Source organism: Paenibacillus sp. FSL M7-1046 (assembly GCF_038007405.1).
Taxonomy (GTDB): domain Bacteria; phylum Bacillota; class Bacilli; order Paenibacillales; family Paenibacillaceae; genus Paenibacillus_AQ.
The window spans coordinates 6,091,227-6,106,778 of sequence record NZ_JBBOXB010000001.1 but is presented as its reverse complement, the minus strand read 5'-3'; the positions used below and the strand labels follow the sequence as shown (position 1 = coordinate 6,106,778).

The following is a 15,552-nucleotide window of genomic DNA, read 5'->3' as shown; positions in this document are numbered from 1 at the left end:
TTTGTCATTTTCCACTTAAATGCTGAACCAACATGCCAACAAACCGGTTAGCCATTTGTTTATCCTGAAGTTCGCTGCTCCAACCGCCCTTGGGAATCAAGCTCATTTTCTGAAGTAAACCCATCATAGACATGAAGATAAAATGAGCGGTCTTCAAAGGCTCAGTATCTGACTTTAACGATCCATCTTTAAATCCAATGTCCAGTGCATCCAATAGGAAATGGCGTTCTTTTTCCCGGTTAACAAAATTATTGTACTGTTCTTTGAGTTCAACAATTGAGTCATAGGCTTCATAATGCAGGTCGAAGAGAAGAATAAACTTGATGTACTCTGGATGTTGCGAAGCATAATCAATCCAAGCCTCCAGCATCGAAGTAAGCATCTGCTTACCATTCATTTCGGCTGAAGCTGCTCCTCCAACAAATTGGGTCATACTCTGGAGGATTTCCATCTGAACCTCAAAGATCAGTTCGTCCATGGATTGAAAATGCTTATAGAATGTAACCCGGCTTACACCTGCCACGAGGCATACATCTTTAATATTAACTTTGAGAAAGCTTTGCTTCATAAAAAGTTCCTTAGCCGCAGCAATTAGTTCTTCCCGGTTTTTGTTTCTCAAATTCTGATGCCAGTTCTCAGTCATAGGCAGCAACCCGTTCTTTATCATTTTTTGGCTTTCGCAAGGTTAAGAAAAGAGCAGATGTAAGGATAAGTGCACCAAAAATATAGGGTATATTCATGTGTTTGTCAAACAACTGCCCCGCTAAAATCGGCCCAAGTATATTTCCTATGCTGGTATACGTTGTATTCAATCCGGCAGCATATCCTTGCCGATCACCAGCTGAGTTGGCAATCAGCGTACTTACCGTTGGTCTTAAGAATGCATTAAAGGCAAAAAACAGGGCAGATACTACGATCAGATAACCTAAATTAAACTTGATGATCATCAAGAGCAAGCTTATTGCCGTGATCACCAAAGATAGACGTATAAGTTTCATCTCGCCTAGCTGCTTAATAAGATAATCGAGCAGCCAGATCTGCACAATGATGCCTATAACTGCACCTACCGTAATGATAATTGAGATTTTAGCGGCATCAAAACCGTACTTTTGTTCCACAAATAAGGCATACACCGTTTCATAATTCATCAAACCAAATGTCATGATCAGAATGAGTAGGAGATAGCGGAAATACGAAGTCCGGAATGAATTTAGGATCAGGTTGCGAAGGGGCTCCCGGCGTACCCGTTTACTAACGGATTTCCGTCTTTCCTTGGGAAGTGTCTCTGGCATAAATATACTAAGCAGCGTAGCTGCAAGTCCAAGCCCACCCGCGAAAAAATAGGGGACACGTATGCCGAATTCAGCGATAATGCCCCCTAACCCTGGACCAAGTACCATACCCAAATTCATGGAAGCCCCCAATAATCCCATTCCTTTAGCGCGGGTTTCCTGAGTGGTAATATCAGCGACATAGGCCATATTGGAAGGAACCATTAATCCAATACCTATTCCCCCGATAAATCGGGCAATATACAGAAGCGGCAAAGTCGCAGATACTGCAAACAGCAGATCCGCAATGACCGTTAAAAACAGACCGGATATGATCATTGATTTTCGGCCCCACCGATCCGAAAGCTGCCCGCCTATAGGTGAAAAAATAAACTGTGCGGCTCCAAAAGCAGCAATAAGATACCCGGCTGCAGCCCCTGAGGCATTAAATTGTTTTAAATATTCAGGAAGAATGGGGATGACCATACCTTGTCCCAATAAAGCGATAAACAGATTCAGCATCAGAATGAAAAGTGGAAATCTGGCAGACTTAGGTAAGCTGCTCATATCAAAGCCCTCCTGCGAATGGTTTACACAAAGTAAAAATTAACACAATGTAAATCATTCTAATTGAAAAAGAGATCCTTGTAAATGATAAATACAACTCTTTTAACGGATTGAATATTAAGAAATTAGAAATTACCATATGACTCTGATGGGTACTTAAGCTATAATGAGTTCTTAAAAAATAGAAAATGGGGCGTTATGAAATGAATCAGTTTAAAGGTGAAAAAAGCCTGCTCTCGGAGAAAAAGGAACGTTTCTCCTCCAGCGGCTTTATTTTCGCGGCTATCGGCAGCTCGGTGGGTCTGGGAAATATGTGGAAATTTCCTTATATTACAGGAGAAAATGGCGGAGCGGCTTTCTTCCTGCTCTTCATCGTCTGTCTGGTGCTGATCGGCTTGCCTGTGCTATTGGCCGAACTCGCCATCGGACGCAGTGGCCGCGGAAGCGCGGCAACGTCGTTCATCCGTGCCGGAGGCGGAAAAGGGTGGAAGGCAGCTGGAATACTGCAAGTGATTGCGCCTTTTCTAATCCTCTCCTTTTATATTATTGTTGCAGGTTGGACGCTGCACTATGCAATGATTGCCTTCAATGGACAACTGTTCAGCACGACTGATTATACAGGTGAATTTGGTTCATTTATCTCAGGGTACTTGCCGATTGTCTGGCAGGGTGTAGCCATCCTGATTACTGCGGGAGTAGTTATCCTGGGGGTATCGGGCGGGATTGAGAAATTTAATAAAGTATTGATTCCCGGCCTGGTTGTACTCCTTATTGTATTGATGATTCGTGCGCTAACCCTGCCGGGTGCAGATAAAGGGGTTTCTTTCTTCCTCAAACCGGACTTCTCGGTACTAACGGCAGAATCCGCACTGGTCGCCTTGGGACATGCCTTCTTCTCGTTATCACTCGGAATGGGGATTCTTTTAACTTACGGTTCATATGTGGATAAAAATCAGTCGCTGGGCACCGCTACACTTGCGATAGGAGCCGGAGATTTGATCTATGCGTTTATCGCCGGATTGATTATTTTCCCGACTACGTTCTCGTTTGGCATTGCGCCTGACCAAGGACCTTCGCTGATATTCATCGCTCTGCCGGCGGCTTTCTCGGCTATGCCGTTAGGTTCGTTCTTCGGCGGTCTGTTCTTCATCCTGCTGGCGATTGCCGCCTTGACCTCAGCTGTATCCCTGCTTGAAGTGCCTGTATCCTTCGCGATGGAGCGCTGGAACTGGAGCCGTCAACGTTCGGTTTGGGTATTGTCTCTGGTCTGTTTTCTGCTCGGTATTCCTTCAGCAATGTCGCTGGGAATGTTCCCTGAACTTACGTTTGGCGGCAAAGCCCTGTTCGACTGGATGGATTTCATCACCTCCAACATTATGCTGCCGCTTGGCGGTCTGCTGATCACCATTTTTGCCGGTTATTTCTGGAAGGGGGCAGCAGAAGCGGCTGGACTACAGGCGCGCTGGTTCCGCATCTGGTTGTTCATGCTCCGGTATATTGCGCCTATTCTGGTATTCCTGGTGTTGCTGCATACCTCGGGAATCCTTAAATTCTAATTCAACAACCTCATTGCAGAATGAACAAAAGATCTCTACAACCCATGTGGTTGTAGAGTTTGTTTGTTTAGAGCATCACCTAAGACTCTTCCAGTTGTCGCGAGTTTCTATGCCGCCAACTCAAGCATACCAGGGACAATGCAATGACCGAGAGGATCACACCAAGCAGTCGAAATCCCCCAGCGCTGAACTTACCTCCCATTATGATGCCCAGCAATAAAGAAGAGAGAATGGTTCCCAGATATCTCGATGTCATAAATACGCCGGACGCTACACCGATCATTTCTTTTGGTGAGCTTTTGAACAAGGCCACTTGCATACCGACATTATTTAACCCGTTCCCAACACCGAATGCAGCCAACGACACACATACACTGATAACCGGTGAAGTTGGATTCATGGTCACCATCCATACCGCTCCTAGTGTCATTAGTATTCCGGATGTCAGCAACGCCGGCCCTGGTCCTGATTTATCTATCCATCGTCCGGCTAGTGGAGAAACAATGAGCGAGCACAAGCCTAAGCTTAACATCAGAATCCCTGTATGGGATTCGCTGACATGACGTACCATTTGCAAGTAGGACGGAAGCCCGAAAAAGAGTGAGTAATAAAGTACGTTAACGAGCATGAATTCGATATTAACCCAAGTCATCTCAGGATATTTGGCGAATGTGCGCAAAGGAATAAAGGGTGATGCCGCTTTTAACTCATGGCGTACGAAAACCCCCAGTGCAAAAAGGCCAATCAGTCCGATAATGACAGGACCCAACGAGACATGGCCAGATGATTTTGCTGACAGTAATCCCAACAGCAAGGCGACCAGACCCACGATAAAGAGCAGAATCCCTGTCGCATCAATCAAATCACACCATTTACGGAACGACATCTGGGATGTAACGGATGTTGGCGGTTCGTCCTTAGGAATCATCCTCCAGGCTAACACAAAGCTCGTAACCACGAACGGAATATTGACGAGAAAGATCGCAGACCAATCCCACCATTGAATCAAGACCCCTCCGATAAAGGGCCCGATAGCTGCCGCACCGGATAGGAAAATGGACATCACGGACAGCGCAGCCGCCTGTTTCTCCGTAATATGAATTCGCACAATGGCCATTCCAACTGCAACCATCATGCTTGTTCCGATGGATTGCACAATGCGGAACACAATGAGCCACCCAAAGGTAGGGGATAGCGGAGCTAATAATGATGCAACGAAGGCTACAACAAGACCGGTTAGAAAGATCTTTCTGCGCCCGAATAGATCACTGGCCTTCCCCATGACAGGTTGAGCGATAGCACTCGCAATATAGAATGAGAAAATGATCCAGGATACCTCTGTAAAATCAAGCTGATACACCTTTTGCAGCCTTGCTATAGCCACGGAAATCATCGAAGAATTTAATGGGTTCAAAAGGATCCCCAGACCCACGGAGATCATCAGCCACCTGCTGCGAGCATTCATTTTTGGTCCTCCCCAAGTGTATTGATATTATCGTACTTGAGATTTATTATTTATTCCAACGCCTTTTATGTTATGATTTCATGGACTAGAAGGAATGAGTGGTGTGAAATGGAACTTCTTCAACTGCAGTATTTTCTCGTAGTAGCCCGGCTGGAGCATGTGACCGAAGCAGCACGGACCCTGCACGTTACCCAATCCTCATTAAGCAAAACGATTCAACGTCTGGAAGAAGATCTGGGAGTCCCGTTATTCGACCGGATAGGAAGGAAGCTACGCTTGAATGAGTTCGGAAGCCAATTCCTCCGCAGGGCGGAAAGGGCTTTGTTTGAACTGGAACAGGGAAAGCAGGAGCTGCGTGATTTATCTTCCCCGGAACAAGGCACACTTGAACTTGCGGTGACTGCCGCGAGCACGTTGCCAAATATCCTTCGGGAGTTTCGGAAAAAGCGGCCAAATGTCCAATTTCATGTGCAAATGCTGACCACGCATGAAATGGTTAAGCTTCTTCACAGCGGAGAAGTCGATTTCTGCTTGTCCTCACCTGCCATAGAGGAGGAGGATATTGAATGCCAAATAGTCTTCATTGACCCCATTCTTGTAGCGGTTCCCAAAAGGCATCGGCTGGCAGACCGAAGCAGCATTTCCTTGACAGAATTGAAGGATGAAGAGTTTATCGGTGTAAAGAGAGGTTATGGTACCCGCGATTTAGTGGACAATGTATGCAAATCTGTTGGCTTTGAACCTAGATATGTGTATGAGGGGGATGAACCAGCAAGGCTAAGTGCCCTTGTGGAGGCAGAAATCGGCATCGCTTTTATACCAAGCACGGCAAGGAATTCTAGGGAACAGATTCACTATCTCCAAGTGGAAAATCATGACTTGGCGCGTGAGATCGCATTATTGTGGCACAAAAGCCGCTACATTTCGCCGGCTGCTCTGGAATTCCGTGAGGTCGTAGTAAACTATTTTAAGCCATTGACCTGAACATACAGGCGATGGCTTTTTTTAAATGTTAAGAATTCATATGCTTCACGGTATAAATTATCCTTCTATTTCTCGCTGAAACGGCTACCATCCTTTTAAGGACGGCGAAGCCGTTTCACTTGTTTGACACAGAAGTGTTTCTCTTCTCTATCGACGCCGCTCAGATGATATGTTATCATGATAAACTGATAACGTGTTAATGAGCTAAAGCGTAGCATACAGTGTGTCATTTACTAGGGGGATTAGAGAGATGAAGAGAAAAGGATTATTAATTTTATTTGTAGCTATGGCAATTGCAGTGATCGCAGGCTGCTCCGGTTCAAAAGGTGATGACGGCAAACTGGTGATCGGTATAGATGATAAGTTTGCTCCGATGGGCTTCAGAGATGACAACAATGAAATTGTCGGTTTTGATATTGACTATGCGAAAGCAGCAGCCGAGAAAATGGGCAAAGAGATCACCTTCCAGCCAATTGACTGGTCGGCCAAGGAATCGGAGCTGAACAGCGGACGCATTGATATGATATGGAACGGGTACACCATAACAGACGAGCGTAAAGAGAAGGTGTTGTTTACCAAGCCTTATCTGGAGAACAGCCAGGTTGTAGTCGTGCTGGCGGATTCGGCGCTGTCGAAGCTGAATGATCTGGCTGGAAAAGAAGTCGGACTGCAAAGTCTTTCGTCGGCTGCCGATGCCTTGAATGCCAGTCCAATCAAAGCAGAGATTGACAAGGTATCCGAATTTCCGGACAATGTGCTTGCCCTGACGGACCTGAAGTCGAAACGCCTGGATGGAGTGGTTATTGACGAAGTGGTGGCAAGATATTACATGTCTAAGGAGACCGGTACTTACAAGCTTCTGGATGAATCACTGGCTCCTGAGCAATACGGTATCGGGATTAAGAAAGGCAATGAAGCACTGCTTACTGAGCTGCAAAAGGCTCTGGATGAACTAAGCAGTGATGGAACGGCTGCCGAAATTTCAACGAAGTGGTTTGGCGAGAACAAAGTACTGAACTAGATTGTTTCCTTTAGGAGTCGGTTGAAGATATGAATATAGATTACATTATAAAAATTGCCGGGCCGATGCTTGAAGGTGCACGGACGACCGCCTTGCTGTTTCTGATTGTTATCGTGCTGTCCATTCCGCTAGGGATGCTGGTCACACTGATGGCCAAGAGCTCAATCAAGCCGCTGGCTTGGCTTGCGCACACTTATATTTACGTCATGCGCGGAACTCCGCTACTGCTGCAGCTGCTATTCTTCTGCTTCGGCTTGCCGCAGATTCCGGTCATTGGGGAATATCTGGTCATGGACCGCTTCGTTGCGGCCAGTCTTGGCTTCATCCTTAATTATGGTGCTTATTTTGCCGAGATCTTCCGTGGCGGGATGCTCTCGATTGATAAAGGACAACATGAGGCGGCTAAGGTTCTCGGGCTCAGCAAATGGCAAACCCTGCGCAAGGTAATTCTTGCCCAGATGTTCCGGGTTGCATTGCCTGCGGTAGCCAATGAGTCCATTACTCTGGTCAAGGACACTGCGTTGCTCTATGCCGTAGCTGTACCAGAGCTGCTGAATTACGCGAAGACGGCGGTGAACCGCGATTTTACAGTGACCCCATTTGTAGTTGCCGGCGTTATTTATTTGCTGATGACATTAATACTAACGCTGTTCTTCAAGGCACTGGAGAAACGTTTCAAATTTGAGTAGAAGGGCTGTCCAATTATGAGTAGTATGATTGAAGTTAAGCAATTGCAGAAATCTTTCGGCAGCCTCGATGTGCTGAAGAAGATTACCTTTGATGTGAAACCGGGAGAAGTCGTGGCAGTGATCGGTCCTTCCGGTTCCGGAAAAAGTACGATGCTGCGCAGTCTTGTTCATCTGGAGGAGGTTACCGGCGGAAGTATCCTTATCCATGGCAAACCGTTGGTAGAGAACGGCAAATACGCCAGCAATGCAGATATAAGGGAAATTACCGCGACCATGGGCATGGTGTTTCAGCACTTTAATCTGTTCCCTCACCTTAGCGTACGGGGGAATCTGGAGCTTGCTCCACGAACGCTGAAGCGGGAGGGCACTCAGGATATTGCCGCCAAAAGTAAGGAATTACTCTCCAAAGTGGGTCTTGCCGATAAAGCGGAGGTGTACCCTTCCATGCTGTCAGGTGGACAGAAGCAGCGGGTAGCTATCGCCAGAGCGCTGATGCTGAACCCGGACATCCTGTTGTTTGACGAGCCGACTTCGGCACTTGATCCCGAGCTGACCGGCGAGGTGCTGCGTGTCATCCGCCAGCTTGCGGACGAGAACATGACGATGATTATCGTCACGCATGAGATGAACTTTGCCCGCGATGTGGCGGATCGTGTATTCTTCATGGATAACGGGGAAATTGCCGAATCGGGAACACCGGAGCAGATCTTTGGCAGCCCGCAGCTGGAGCGGACCCGGACGTTTTTGAATCAGGATTAACAAGAGTATCAAACATGAAAGCAAACTAACACGTATGAATAAACGCAATATTCAGCATCCTATTACTGTAGTATACATGATGCATTTCCAGAGGAGGCTACCCGAGATGAGCCAGCAGAAGCAAAGAAAAGAAGCTGGGTGGAAATCCCGAAAGCAGGACCAGCACCCCCATGGTAAAATCAAGTCGCTGAAAGAGCTTTCCAGCGAGTATGATGCGGAACATACTACGTCATAACCTAGCACTAGGCGGTAGGCTGCTGATTCCCTTCGGCAGCCTATTCGGACCGCCCGCTGATCTGGAACATTTGCCAGAATACATAGTTCCAGACTGGGTTATTTTCTTCCTTTGCTTGGGATTGGAATATGCCTAATGGACTCAATGGGGTGGTACAGCAGCATCCATGGACTTGAGTAACGCATTACGTCCTTGATTTTTTGACGGTAATCCTGTTTGTAACAATGAATAGGGCATTTTGCGCAAGCCGTTTTCTCCTCACCGAATCGACAGAGCGATAGTTTGTTCCTCGCGTATACATTTAACTCCTGACATTCGTCGCAGAAGGCTGTTTGATGATGTTTTTTCCTGCAATAGATACGAATCATTTTTGATACCAATTCTTGTTCTCTTCGAATTCTAGGCCCCTCATTTAATTGCCTTTTCACTTCTCTTGTCATGTGCGAAAGGTTCCTTTCAGTGTTATAAGAATACATTAACTCTATTTAATAAAGAAAATGGGTATTACTCTTTACATTTTCAAGGCATTTTGCGAAGGCCAACATGCATTTGTCTTACTCAGGACAGGTGCTCAAGCAGGAAGTTAGAGAGAACGTGAGTGGGCTATGGAAAAAACGGGCTAAAGGTATATGATCATTACGGCATCAAACTAACGGACACCAAACCGGCTCCCGCAGAGGAGTTCAAGGTGAAACTTCAAGGGACCAAGGCTAGATTAACCTGGAAAACGCCTTTCACCAGCAAGGAACAGGTAAGGGGGTTCCGTATTTATGAAAAGGATGATAAAATCAGCAAGTATTTGAGCCTTTATGTGCCGGTAAAGCCGGGAACGACGCAAGACAGCACCGTTATCGAGCATTTAAATCCAGAGCTCCAATTGCATTTATTTTGTTTGTTCATACTCCGTTCATATTGCCGTTACAAGGAGTACATGTTTGTCATGTAAACTTTGCAATAACGGCCCGCTTAAGGCAGTCCAATACACAGATAAGGACAGGAGAAGATGAGTGTGAAACGACAAGAAGAGGGTACAAAAAAAAGGATGCGCAAACCACTTCGCATAATCCTTAAATCTATAGGAGCTTTAGCAGGATTAATGGTACTTTTTCTAGCCATTGTTTTTATTGTTAATCTGGTTTGCAACAAGGTGGAGCAGGGTAAAATAGAACCCTATGGCCAGTTAGTATCTGTAGACGGAAAACATATGAATGTGCTGATCCAAGGGGAAGGCAAAGAAACAGTCGTGCTCCTGCCGGGTTTTGGAACTGCATCCCCAGCACTTGATTTTAAGATGCTGGTAGATGAACTATCTCCGTTCTACAAAGTTGTCGTGGTTGAGCCGTTCGGCTATGGATTAAGTGATGAAACCGATAAGGAGCGGACCGCTGACAATATGGTAACTGAAGTCCATGAAGCTTTGCAGCAGCTCAATATTGACCGCTTCACGCTAATGGGCCATTCCATTGCAGGTATTTACGGATTGAATTATGTTAACAAATATCCAAACGAAGTAAATGCATTTATCGGAATCGACAGCAGTGTGCCAACCCAAGGCGGAATGGATGCTGGATTCCCATTAAAAACGTTTAAATTCCTCAATAAATCAGGTCTCTTAAGATTGATCAAAAAAGTAGGGGAGGACCCCTATGCTTCGTTAGCATTTGATGCTCACACCGTAGAGCAATCGAAAATGATTGCAAATAAAAATAATAATAATGACACTACCTTAAATGAAATGAAGAATATTTCTTCTAATTTCAAAGCGGCTCAACAGTTGAAATTCCCAAAAAATCTTCCTGTTCTATTGTTTATCCAAGCGGATAATAAATCTGTTGAAGGCTGGATACCACTGCATGAAGCGCAGGCCAAAGACTCTGTACGTGGAAAAGTCATAAAACTTGAAGCAGATCATTATTTACACCACACCAAATCCAAAGAAATCGTTGAAGACTTCAGGGAGTTCATGGAGCAAGCAAGCTGAGACAAGTAGGGGGAGCGGACATTTAGCGTAGCTGCAAACCTAGATCACAAAATAATAGCGGTCTTAAGTAAAGCTTCCCGCCGCAAGACGGGAAGCTTTTTAATTTGCCCATCAGCTAACCTAGGTAATCCCGATAAAACTTCCTGGGCAAATGAGCAGATATTTGGTGTATAAAAAAAATAAAATATCCTATTGAAACGTTTCCAAAATGGTGATAGAATAAATCCAACAAGTGAATGAAACGTTTCATTCAATAAATGAAACGTTTCCAAATAGAAAGGCAGGTGCAACATGGCTAGTATTAAGGAGGTTGCTGATATTGCCGGCGTTGCAGTTGGGACCGTTTCCAGAGTCATTAACAACCACCCTTCAGTCAAACAGGAGACTCGCGAGAAAGTACTAGCTGCGATCAAAGAAATAAATTATGTACCGAATGAGGTGGCAAGAAATTTTAAGATGCAGAAGTCTATGATGATTGCACTTTTGCTTCCTACAATAAGGCATCCCTTCTTTTCCGAGCTTGCCTACTATATTGAAGATGAATTGGATCGTCATGACTACAAATTGATCTTGTGTAACAGCAAGGGCAAACCCGAAAAAGAACTATATTATTTTGATATCCTGAACCAGAATAAGGTCGCAGGGATCATAGCCATTACTTACAACGATATCGAACATAGTGTTGTGAAAGACATCCCGCTGGTTTCAATAGACCGCCATTTCAAAGATGAGATTTCCTGCGTCACCTCGGATAACTATAACGGCGGGCGTATCGCGTTACAAGAGTTGCACAAGGCAGGGGTACGGTATCCGGCCTACCTAGGTTATATCGCGACATCGATCCGGGGCGAAGTGGACTTGAGAAAAGTCGGTTTTATGGATGCTGCCAAGGAGTTGGGACTGCCCCAAGCCGATTATGAAATTCCTGATCTCGACGAGGATTTATTGAACCCCCATCTTGATCAGATCTTAACGGCTGCACAGTATAAAGAAGTTGACGGGGTGTTTGTGAATGGTGACATGCTGGCAGCTCGATATATTAAGCGGGCACGAGAACATGGAATCCAGGTTCCGGAAGACGTGAAGGTAGTAGGTTATGACGGAATTCAGAAAGATGATTTGTTTTATCCTTTCTTATCCACTATTGTACAACCTGTTGAAGAAATGGCCCGGACGGCAGTACGTCTGCTAATCCAAAAAGTAGAGGGCGTGGAGCTTCATAAAGATCTCTACCGCCTACCGGTAACATTCAGACAAGGCGGGACCACTTAAGGTTACAACATTCGCTATAGAACTTTGTTCTTATAGCGGATGTAACAATATTTGTAAGTGCTTTATATGTTAAATATGCATAAAGGAGGAAACTTAGTGGTGGGGTCTAAACTGAAAAATATGCCATTAAGGCTAAAGAAAAATTCAGAAATCAAGCATTATTGGTTCATGCTCATTCCGGCTTTGGTTTGGTTGATCATGTTTCAAATCGTTCCTATGTTCGGTGTTGTAATGGCTTTCCAGGATTATAATCCGGGTGCCGGCTTTCTTCATTCAGAATTTGTTGGATTAGAGAATTTTCGGTACATGCTTGAGTTAGACGATGTGCGTCAGGCCCTAATCAATACGCTTATCATAGCACTGGGGAAAATTTCAGGGAATTTGCTCATTCCTCTCATTTTCGCTCTTATGCTTAATGAACTTCGCCAAAAATACATGGTTAAGTTCGTTCAAACTAGCGTCTATTTGCCGCACTTCTTATCATGGGTTATTTTGTCAGGGATTATGATTCAAATCTTTGGCTTCAACGGCCCGTTCAACCGGGTATTGGAAATGTTCGGATTTGAACCGGTTCAATTTTTCCAACAGGCTGGTTTGTTCAGAGGATTTATTATCGGTTCGGATGTGTGGAAAAACTTCGGCTACAACTCCATCATTTATTTGGCTGCCTTAGCGGGCATTGACGGTACTCTCTATGAAGCGGCAGGTATTGATGGGGCAAGCCGCTGGAGAAAATTATGGCATATTACTTTGCCGGGAATCCGCACAACCGTTGTTCTATTAGCCATTTTGTCACTCGGCAGCGTTCTCGATGCTGGTTTCGACCAAGTGTTCAACTTATATAATCCGCTAGTATACAGTACGGGTGACATTATCGACACTTATGTATATCGCGCTGGTTTACAAGATTTGGACTTCAGCTTGGGTACAGCGGTCGGATTATTGAAATCGGTCGTCAGCTTTATTCTTATTGTTAACGGTTACTTGTTAGCCAAGAAGCTTTTAGGGTATCGAATATTCTAATTTAGGAGGGAGAAAGTTGGTAGAGAACAGATCACTGGGGTCGAGGGCGTTCGACATTTTCAATCTAGTATTCCTTTTGTTAATGACACTGCTTTGCCTGGTTCCCATATGGTATTGCTTAATGATCGCTCTAAGTGACAAGGCGGCGGTCCAGGTGAGCAATGTGTTTTTTTATCCTATCGGATTCAACTTGTATTCATTTCAAGTGATTCTGTCCGAAGCTAAGTTTTTTAGAGCGATATTTGTATCGTTTGAACGCGTTATTTTGGGTTCCGCTTTCACGATGCTGGCATTAGTACTTGCTGCCTATCCTTTATCAAAGCCGGGCAAGCTTTTTCCGGGACGCAATCTACTAATGTGGCTATTCGTATTCTGCATGCTCTTTAACGGCGGGTTGATTCCTTGGTTCATTACTCTGAAAACATATAATCTGATCGATAACATCTGGGGATTAGTGTTATGTGGGGGAGTCCCGATATTCAACTTGATCTTGATTATGAACTTCGTTAAGAATTTGCCGGAGGAGCTGGAAGAAGCAGCTAAGATAGACGGGGCTGGTCCTTGGAGATACCTGTTCAGCATATTATTACCTCTCTTAAAACCCGTACTGGCTACCGTTGTTTTGTTTACCATAGTGGGATACTGGAATGACTTCTTCCAGGGCATGGTTCTCTCCACCCGTGAGGAAAGTTATCCGTTACAAACCTATATCCAGCAACTCGTAGTTTCCACTAATCTGCAGCAAATGGCTTCCATGTCTCTTGAGCAAATGAATCGTTTGTCCAAATTGAATAACGACTCGTTGAATGCAGCCAAAATTTTCGTAGCGATGATTCCGGTACTGATTATCTACCCGTTCTTGCAGAGATATTTCGTGAAAGGTATCACGCTTGGTTCCGTAAAAGGTTAACTTGTAGTCTAAGGATGTTGTCCGAGGAGGAATCCTTGAACATAAAAAACAAAAGGGGAGTTATATGCAGATGAAAAACAAAAAGGTTTATGCTGCAACTTTGTCGTTCGCTTTGCTACTCATGGGGTCACTCACGGCGTGTACTGGAAATGCTGACAATGGCAAGTCTTCTTCGGAAAACAGTTCTAATCCTGCTTCCAACAATAGCGCTGCAGAAGTACCGGCAGATCCGCTTGGAAAACAACCTCAGTTAACCACGCTTACAAGAGGAGTCCCGCTCGATCCGAACCAGAAGTACCCTGATGGCCAAGACGTAGATGACAATGCGTATACAAGAATGCTGAAGACAAAATTCAACATTGAAATTAAAAATGCTTTTACCGCATCCAATTCAGGCACGGATTATCACCAAAAGGTTGATCTTGGGATCGCTACCGGAGAAATTCCGGATTACTTGACTGAGCTGACTTATACAGAATACAAAGCGATTGTTAAAGCAGGCTTGGCAATGGACATTTCCGAAGTCTGGGAAAAATATGCGAGCACGAAAACAAAAGAAGTGTACAAGTCTAACCAAGAACTCTTTGATAGCTTAGTAAAAGAAGATGGTAAAATGTATGCCATTCCTTCCTCGAATCCAATGCCGGATTTCCTGTCCGTGATGTGGGTTCGCCAAGACTGGTTGGATAAATTGAAATTGAAAGCGCCTACGAATTTGCAAGAGCTCGAAGCCGTTGCAAAAGCTTTCGTTGAGCAAGATCCAGACGGAAACGGAAAGGCAGATTCGGTTGGACTTGCAGGACCTTCGATTGACGGTAAATTATATCAAGACATGACGAATTCCAACTTCGCTTATCACTTTGATCAAATTTTCGCTGCGTTCAATTCCTTCCCAGGCATCTGGGTCAAAGACAGTGAAGGTAAGGCCGTCTATGGATCCATCGTGCCTGAAACTAAAACAGCGCTGCAGAAATTAGCCGATATGTACAAGGCAGGGTTGATTTCACAAGGCATGCTCACTTCGAAGACGGAAGAATTGGTGTCGAACAATAAGGCAGGGCTGTTCTTTGGTCCTTGGTGGTTCCCGTTTGGGGATCTTGGAAACAGCTGGAAGAATGACAAAACCGCGAACTGGCAGCCTTATTCACTGGCTTCCGGCACTGATGGGATCTACTTGGCGAAGGGAGGCAACGCAGCCCGAACCTTCACGGTCATCAGCAAGGATAACAAAAACCCTGAAGCCGTCATCAAAATGCTTAACATTTATAAAGATGGTCTCTACAAACATGTTGATCCGGCAGAGCAAAAGGTACTAGGAGATGCTTCATTCCCGATGTACCAAACCTTCTCTATGGCTGATGGTCCTGCCATGGTCTTGAAAGAGACAACCAATTATCTCGAAGGCAAAAAGACGGCGGATGAGATTCATACGTATTTCCAAGACTTCGATGCTTACACAGATGATGCATTCAGTAAGATCATCGCTTCCAAAACGGAACCTTTTGATAATATGAGTATCTTGGGCTGGGATTTCTCCGGAACAAAAGCGGACGATTTCGGTACGGTTTGGGCATTTGGCGTAGGCTTGAAGCCGTACGTGGAAGGTAAATTCCAGTTCGTAAACACCTTGACCTATGAGCAAACCAAAACAATGGAAAAACGTTGGTCGAATCTAAGCAAGCTGGAGTATGAAACCTTTTCCAAAATTATCGTAGGCCAAGCTCCAATCAGCGCATTTGATGAGTTCGTAAGCAAGTGGAAATCTCAAGGCGGCGATCAAGTCACGAAAGAGATCCAACAATCGTTAGATAAGTAACAC

The 15,552-nt window shown here is 45.0% G+C and carries 16 protein-coding genes; 12 read left to right on the top strand and 4 right to left on the bottom strand.

Annotated elements, in window-relative coordinates; translation table 11 throughout:
- Positions 1 to 4: 4 nt before the first annotated feature.
- Together NYE29_RS27165 and NYE29_RS27160 are read right to left on the bottom strand one after the other, a co-directional pair.
- Positions 5 to 643 (bottom strand): TetR/AcrR family transcriptional regulator, encoded by a 639-nt coding sequence (locus NYE29_RS27165; RefSeq protein ID WP_340898269.1) that lies wholly within the window; start codon positions 641 to 643, stop codon positions 5 to 7.
- Positions 636 to 1,838 carry an MFS transporter gene (locus NYE29_RS27160; RefSeq protein WP_340898268.1) on the bottom strand — a complete coding sequence of 401 codons (1,203 nt, stop codon included), beginning with the start codon at positions 1,836 to 1,838 and terminating at the stop codon, positions 636 to 638. Before NYE29_RS27160 ends, NYE29_RS27165 begins: the two co-directional genes overlap by 8 nt.
- Before the next feature lie 203 nt (positions 1,839 to 2,041).
- On the opposite strand from NYE29_RS27160, the gene NYE29_RS27155 reads away from it, so the two are divergent.
- Entirely contained in the window at positions 2,042 to 3,394 is a 1,353-nt protein-coding gene (locus NYE29_RS27155; RefSeq protein WP_340898267.1) for a sodium-dependent transporter, read from the top strand.
- Between the two features lie 79 nt (positions 3,395 to 3,473).
- Here the strand turns inward: NYE29_RS27155 and NYE29_RS27150 are convergent, their stop codons facing one another.
- Positions 3,474 to 4,859 (bottom strand): MFS transporter, encoded by a 1,386-nt coding sequence (locus tag NYE29_RS27150; protein WP_340898266.1) that lies wholly within the window; start codon positions 4,857 to 4,859, stop codon positions 3,474 to 3,476.
- Positions 4,860 to 4,967: 108 nt separating this feature from the next.
- On the opposite strand from NYE29_RS27150, the gene NYE29_RS27145 reads away from it, so the two are divergent.
- From NYE29_RS27145 to NYE29_RS27125, 5 genes are all read left to right on the top strand, one after another.
- Positions 4,968 to 5,843 (top strand): LysR family transcriptional regulator, encoded by an 876-nt coding sequence (locus NYE29_RS27145; protein ID WP_340898264.1) that lies wholly within the window; start codon positions 4,968 to 4,970, stop codon positions 5,841 to 5,843.
- Positions 5,844 to 6,093: 250 nt separating this feature from the next.
- Complete coding sequence (locus NYE29_RS27140) at positions 6,094 to 6,864, top strand: amino acid ABC transporter substrate-binding protein (protein ID WP_340898263.1); 771 nt, start codon at positions 6,094 to 6,096, stop codon at positions 6,862 to 6,864.
- A gap of 29 nt (positions 6,865 to 6,893) precedes the next feature.
- Entirely contained in the window at positions 6,894 to 7,553 is a 660-nt protein-coding gene (locus NYE29_RS27135) for an amino acid ABC transporter permease (protein ID WP_038592058.1), read from the top strand.
- Between the two features lie 15 nt (positions 7,554 to 7,568).
- On the top strand, positions 7,569 to 8,312 hold the full coding sequence (locus NYE29_RS27130) for an amino acid ABC transporter ATP-binding protein (RefSeq protein ID WP_038592061.1): 744 nt from the start codon (positions 7,569 to 7,571) through the stop codon (positions 8,310 to 8,312).
- A 106-nt stretch (positions 8,313 to 8,418) separates the two neighbouring features.
- Entirely contained in the window at positions 8,419 to 8,547 is a 129-nt protein-coding gene (locus tag NYE29_RS27125; protein WP_231578275.1) for a DUF6254 family protein, read from the top strand.
- A gap of 98 nt (positions 8,548 to 8,645) precedes the next feature.
- Here NYE29_RS27125 and NYE29_RS27120 read toward each other — a convergent pair whose 3' ends face one another.
- A complete protein-coding gene (locus tag NYE29_RS27120; RefSeq protein ID WP_340898262.1) occupies positions 8,646 to 8,987 on the bottom strand; it encodes a nitrous oxide-stimulated promoter family protein in 342 nt (113 codons plus the stop codon).
- Positions 8,988 to 9,145: 158 nt separating this feature from the next.
- On the opposite strand from NYE29_RS27120, the gene NYE29_RS27115 reads away from it, so the two are divergent.
- The 6 genes from NYE29_RS27115 (at position 9,146) to NYE29_RS27090 (ending at position 15,549) form a co-directional block, all read left to right on the top strand.
- Positions 9,146 to 9,493: a hypothetical protein gene (locus NYE29_RS27115; RefSeq protein ID WP_340898261.1), complete on the top strand. Its 348-nt coding sequence runs from the start codon at positions 9,146 to 9,148 to the stop codon at positions 9,491 to 9,493.
- Between the two features lie 57 nt (positions 9,494 to 9,550).
- Positions 9,551 to 10,528, top strand: coding sequence for an alpha/beta hydrolase (locus NYE29_RS27110; RefSeq protein ID WP_340898260.1), 978 nt, complete (start codon positions 9,551 to 9,553; stop codon positions 10,526 to 10,528).
- Positions 10,529 to 10,819: 291 nt separating this feature from the next.
- Positions 10,820 to 11,800, top strand: coding sequence for a LacI family DNA-binding transcriptional regulator (locus tag NYE29_RS27105; RefSeq protein ID WP_340898259.1), 981 nt, complete (start codon positions 10,820 to 10,822; stop codon positions 11,798 to 11,800).
- Between the two features lie 120 nt (positions 11,801 to 11,920).
- Positions 11,921 to 12,823, top strand: a complete 903-nt coding sequence (locus NYE29_RS27100) for an ABC transporter permease (protein WP_340899813.1) — start codon at positions 11,921 to 11,923, stop codon at positions 12,821 to 12,823.
- A gap of 16 nt (positions 12,824 to 12,839) precedes the next feature.
- Positions 12,840 to 13,733 (top strand): carbohydrate ABC transporter permease, encoded by an 894-nt coding sequence (locus NYE29_RS27095; RefSeq protein ID WP_340898258.1) that lies wholly within the window; start codon positions 12,840 to 12,842, stop codon positions 13,731 to 13,733.
- 70 nt (positions 13,734 to 13,803) lie between these two features.
- Entirely contained in the window at positions 13,804 to 15,549 is a 1,746-nt protein-coding gene (locus tag NYE29_RS27090) for an extracellular solute-binding protein (protein ID WP_179091817.1), read from the top strand.
- Positions 15,550 to 15,552 lie beyond the last annotated feature (3 nt).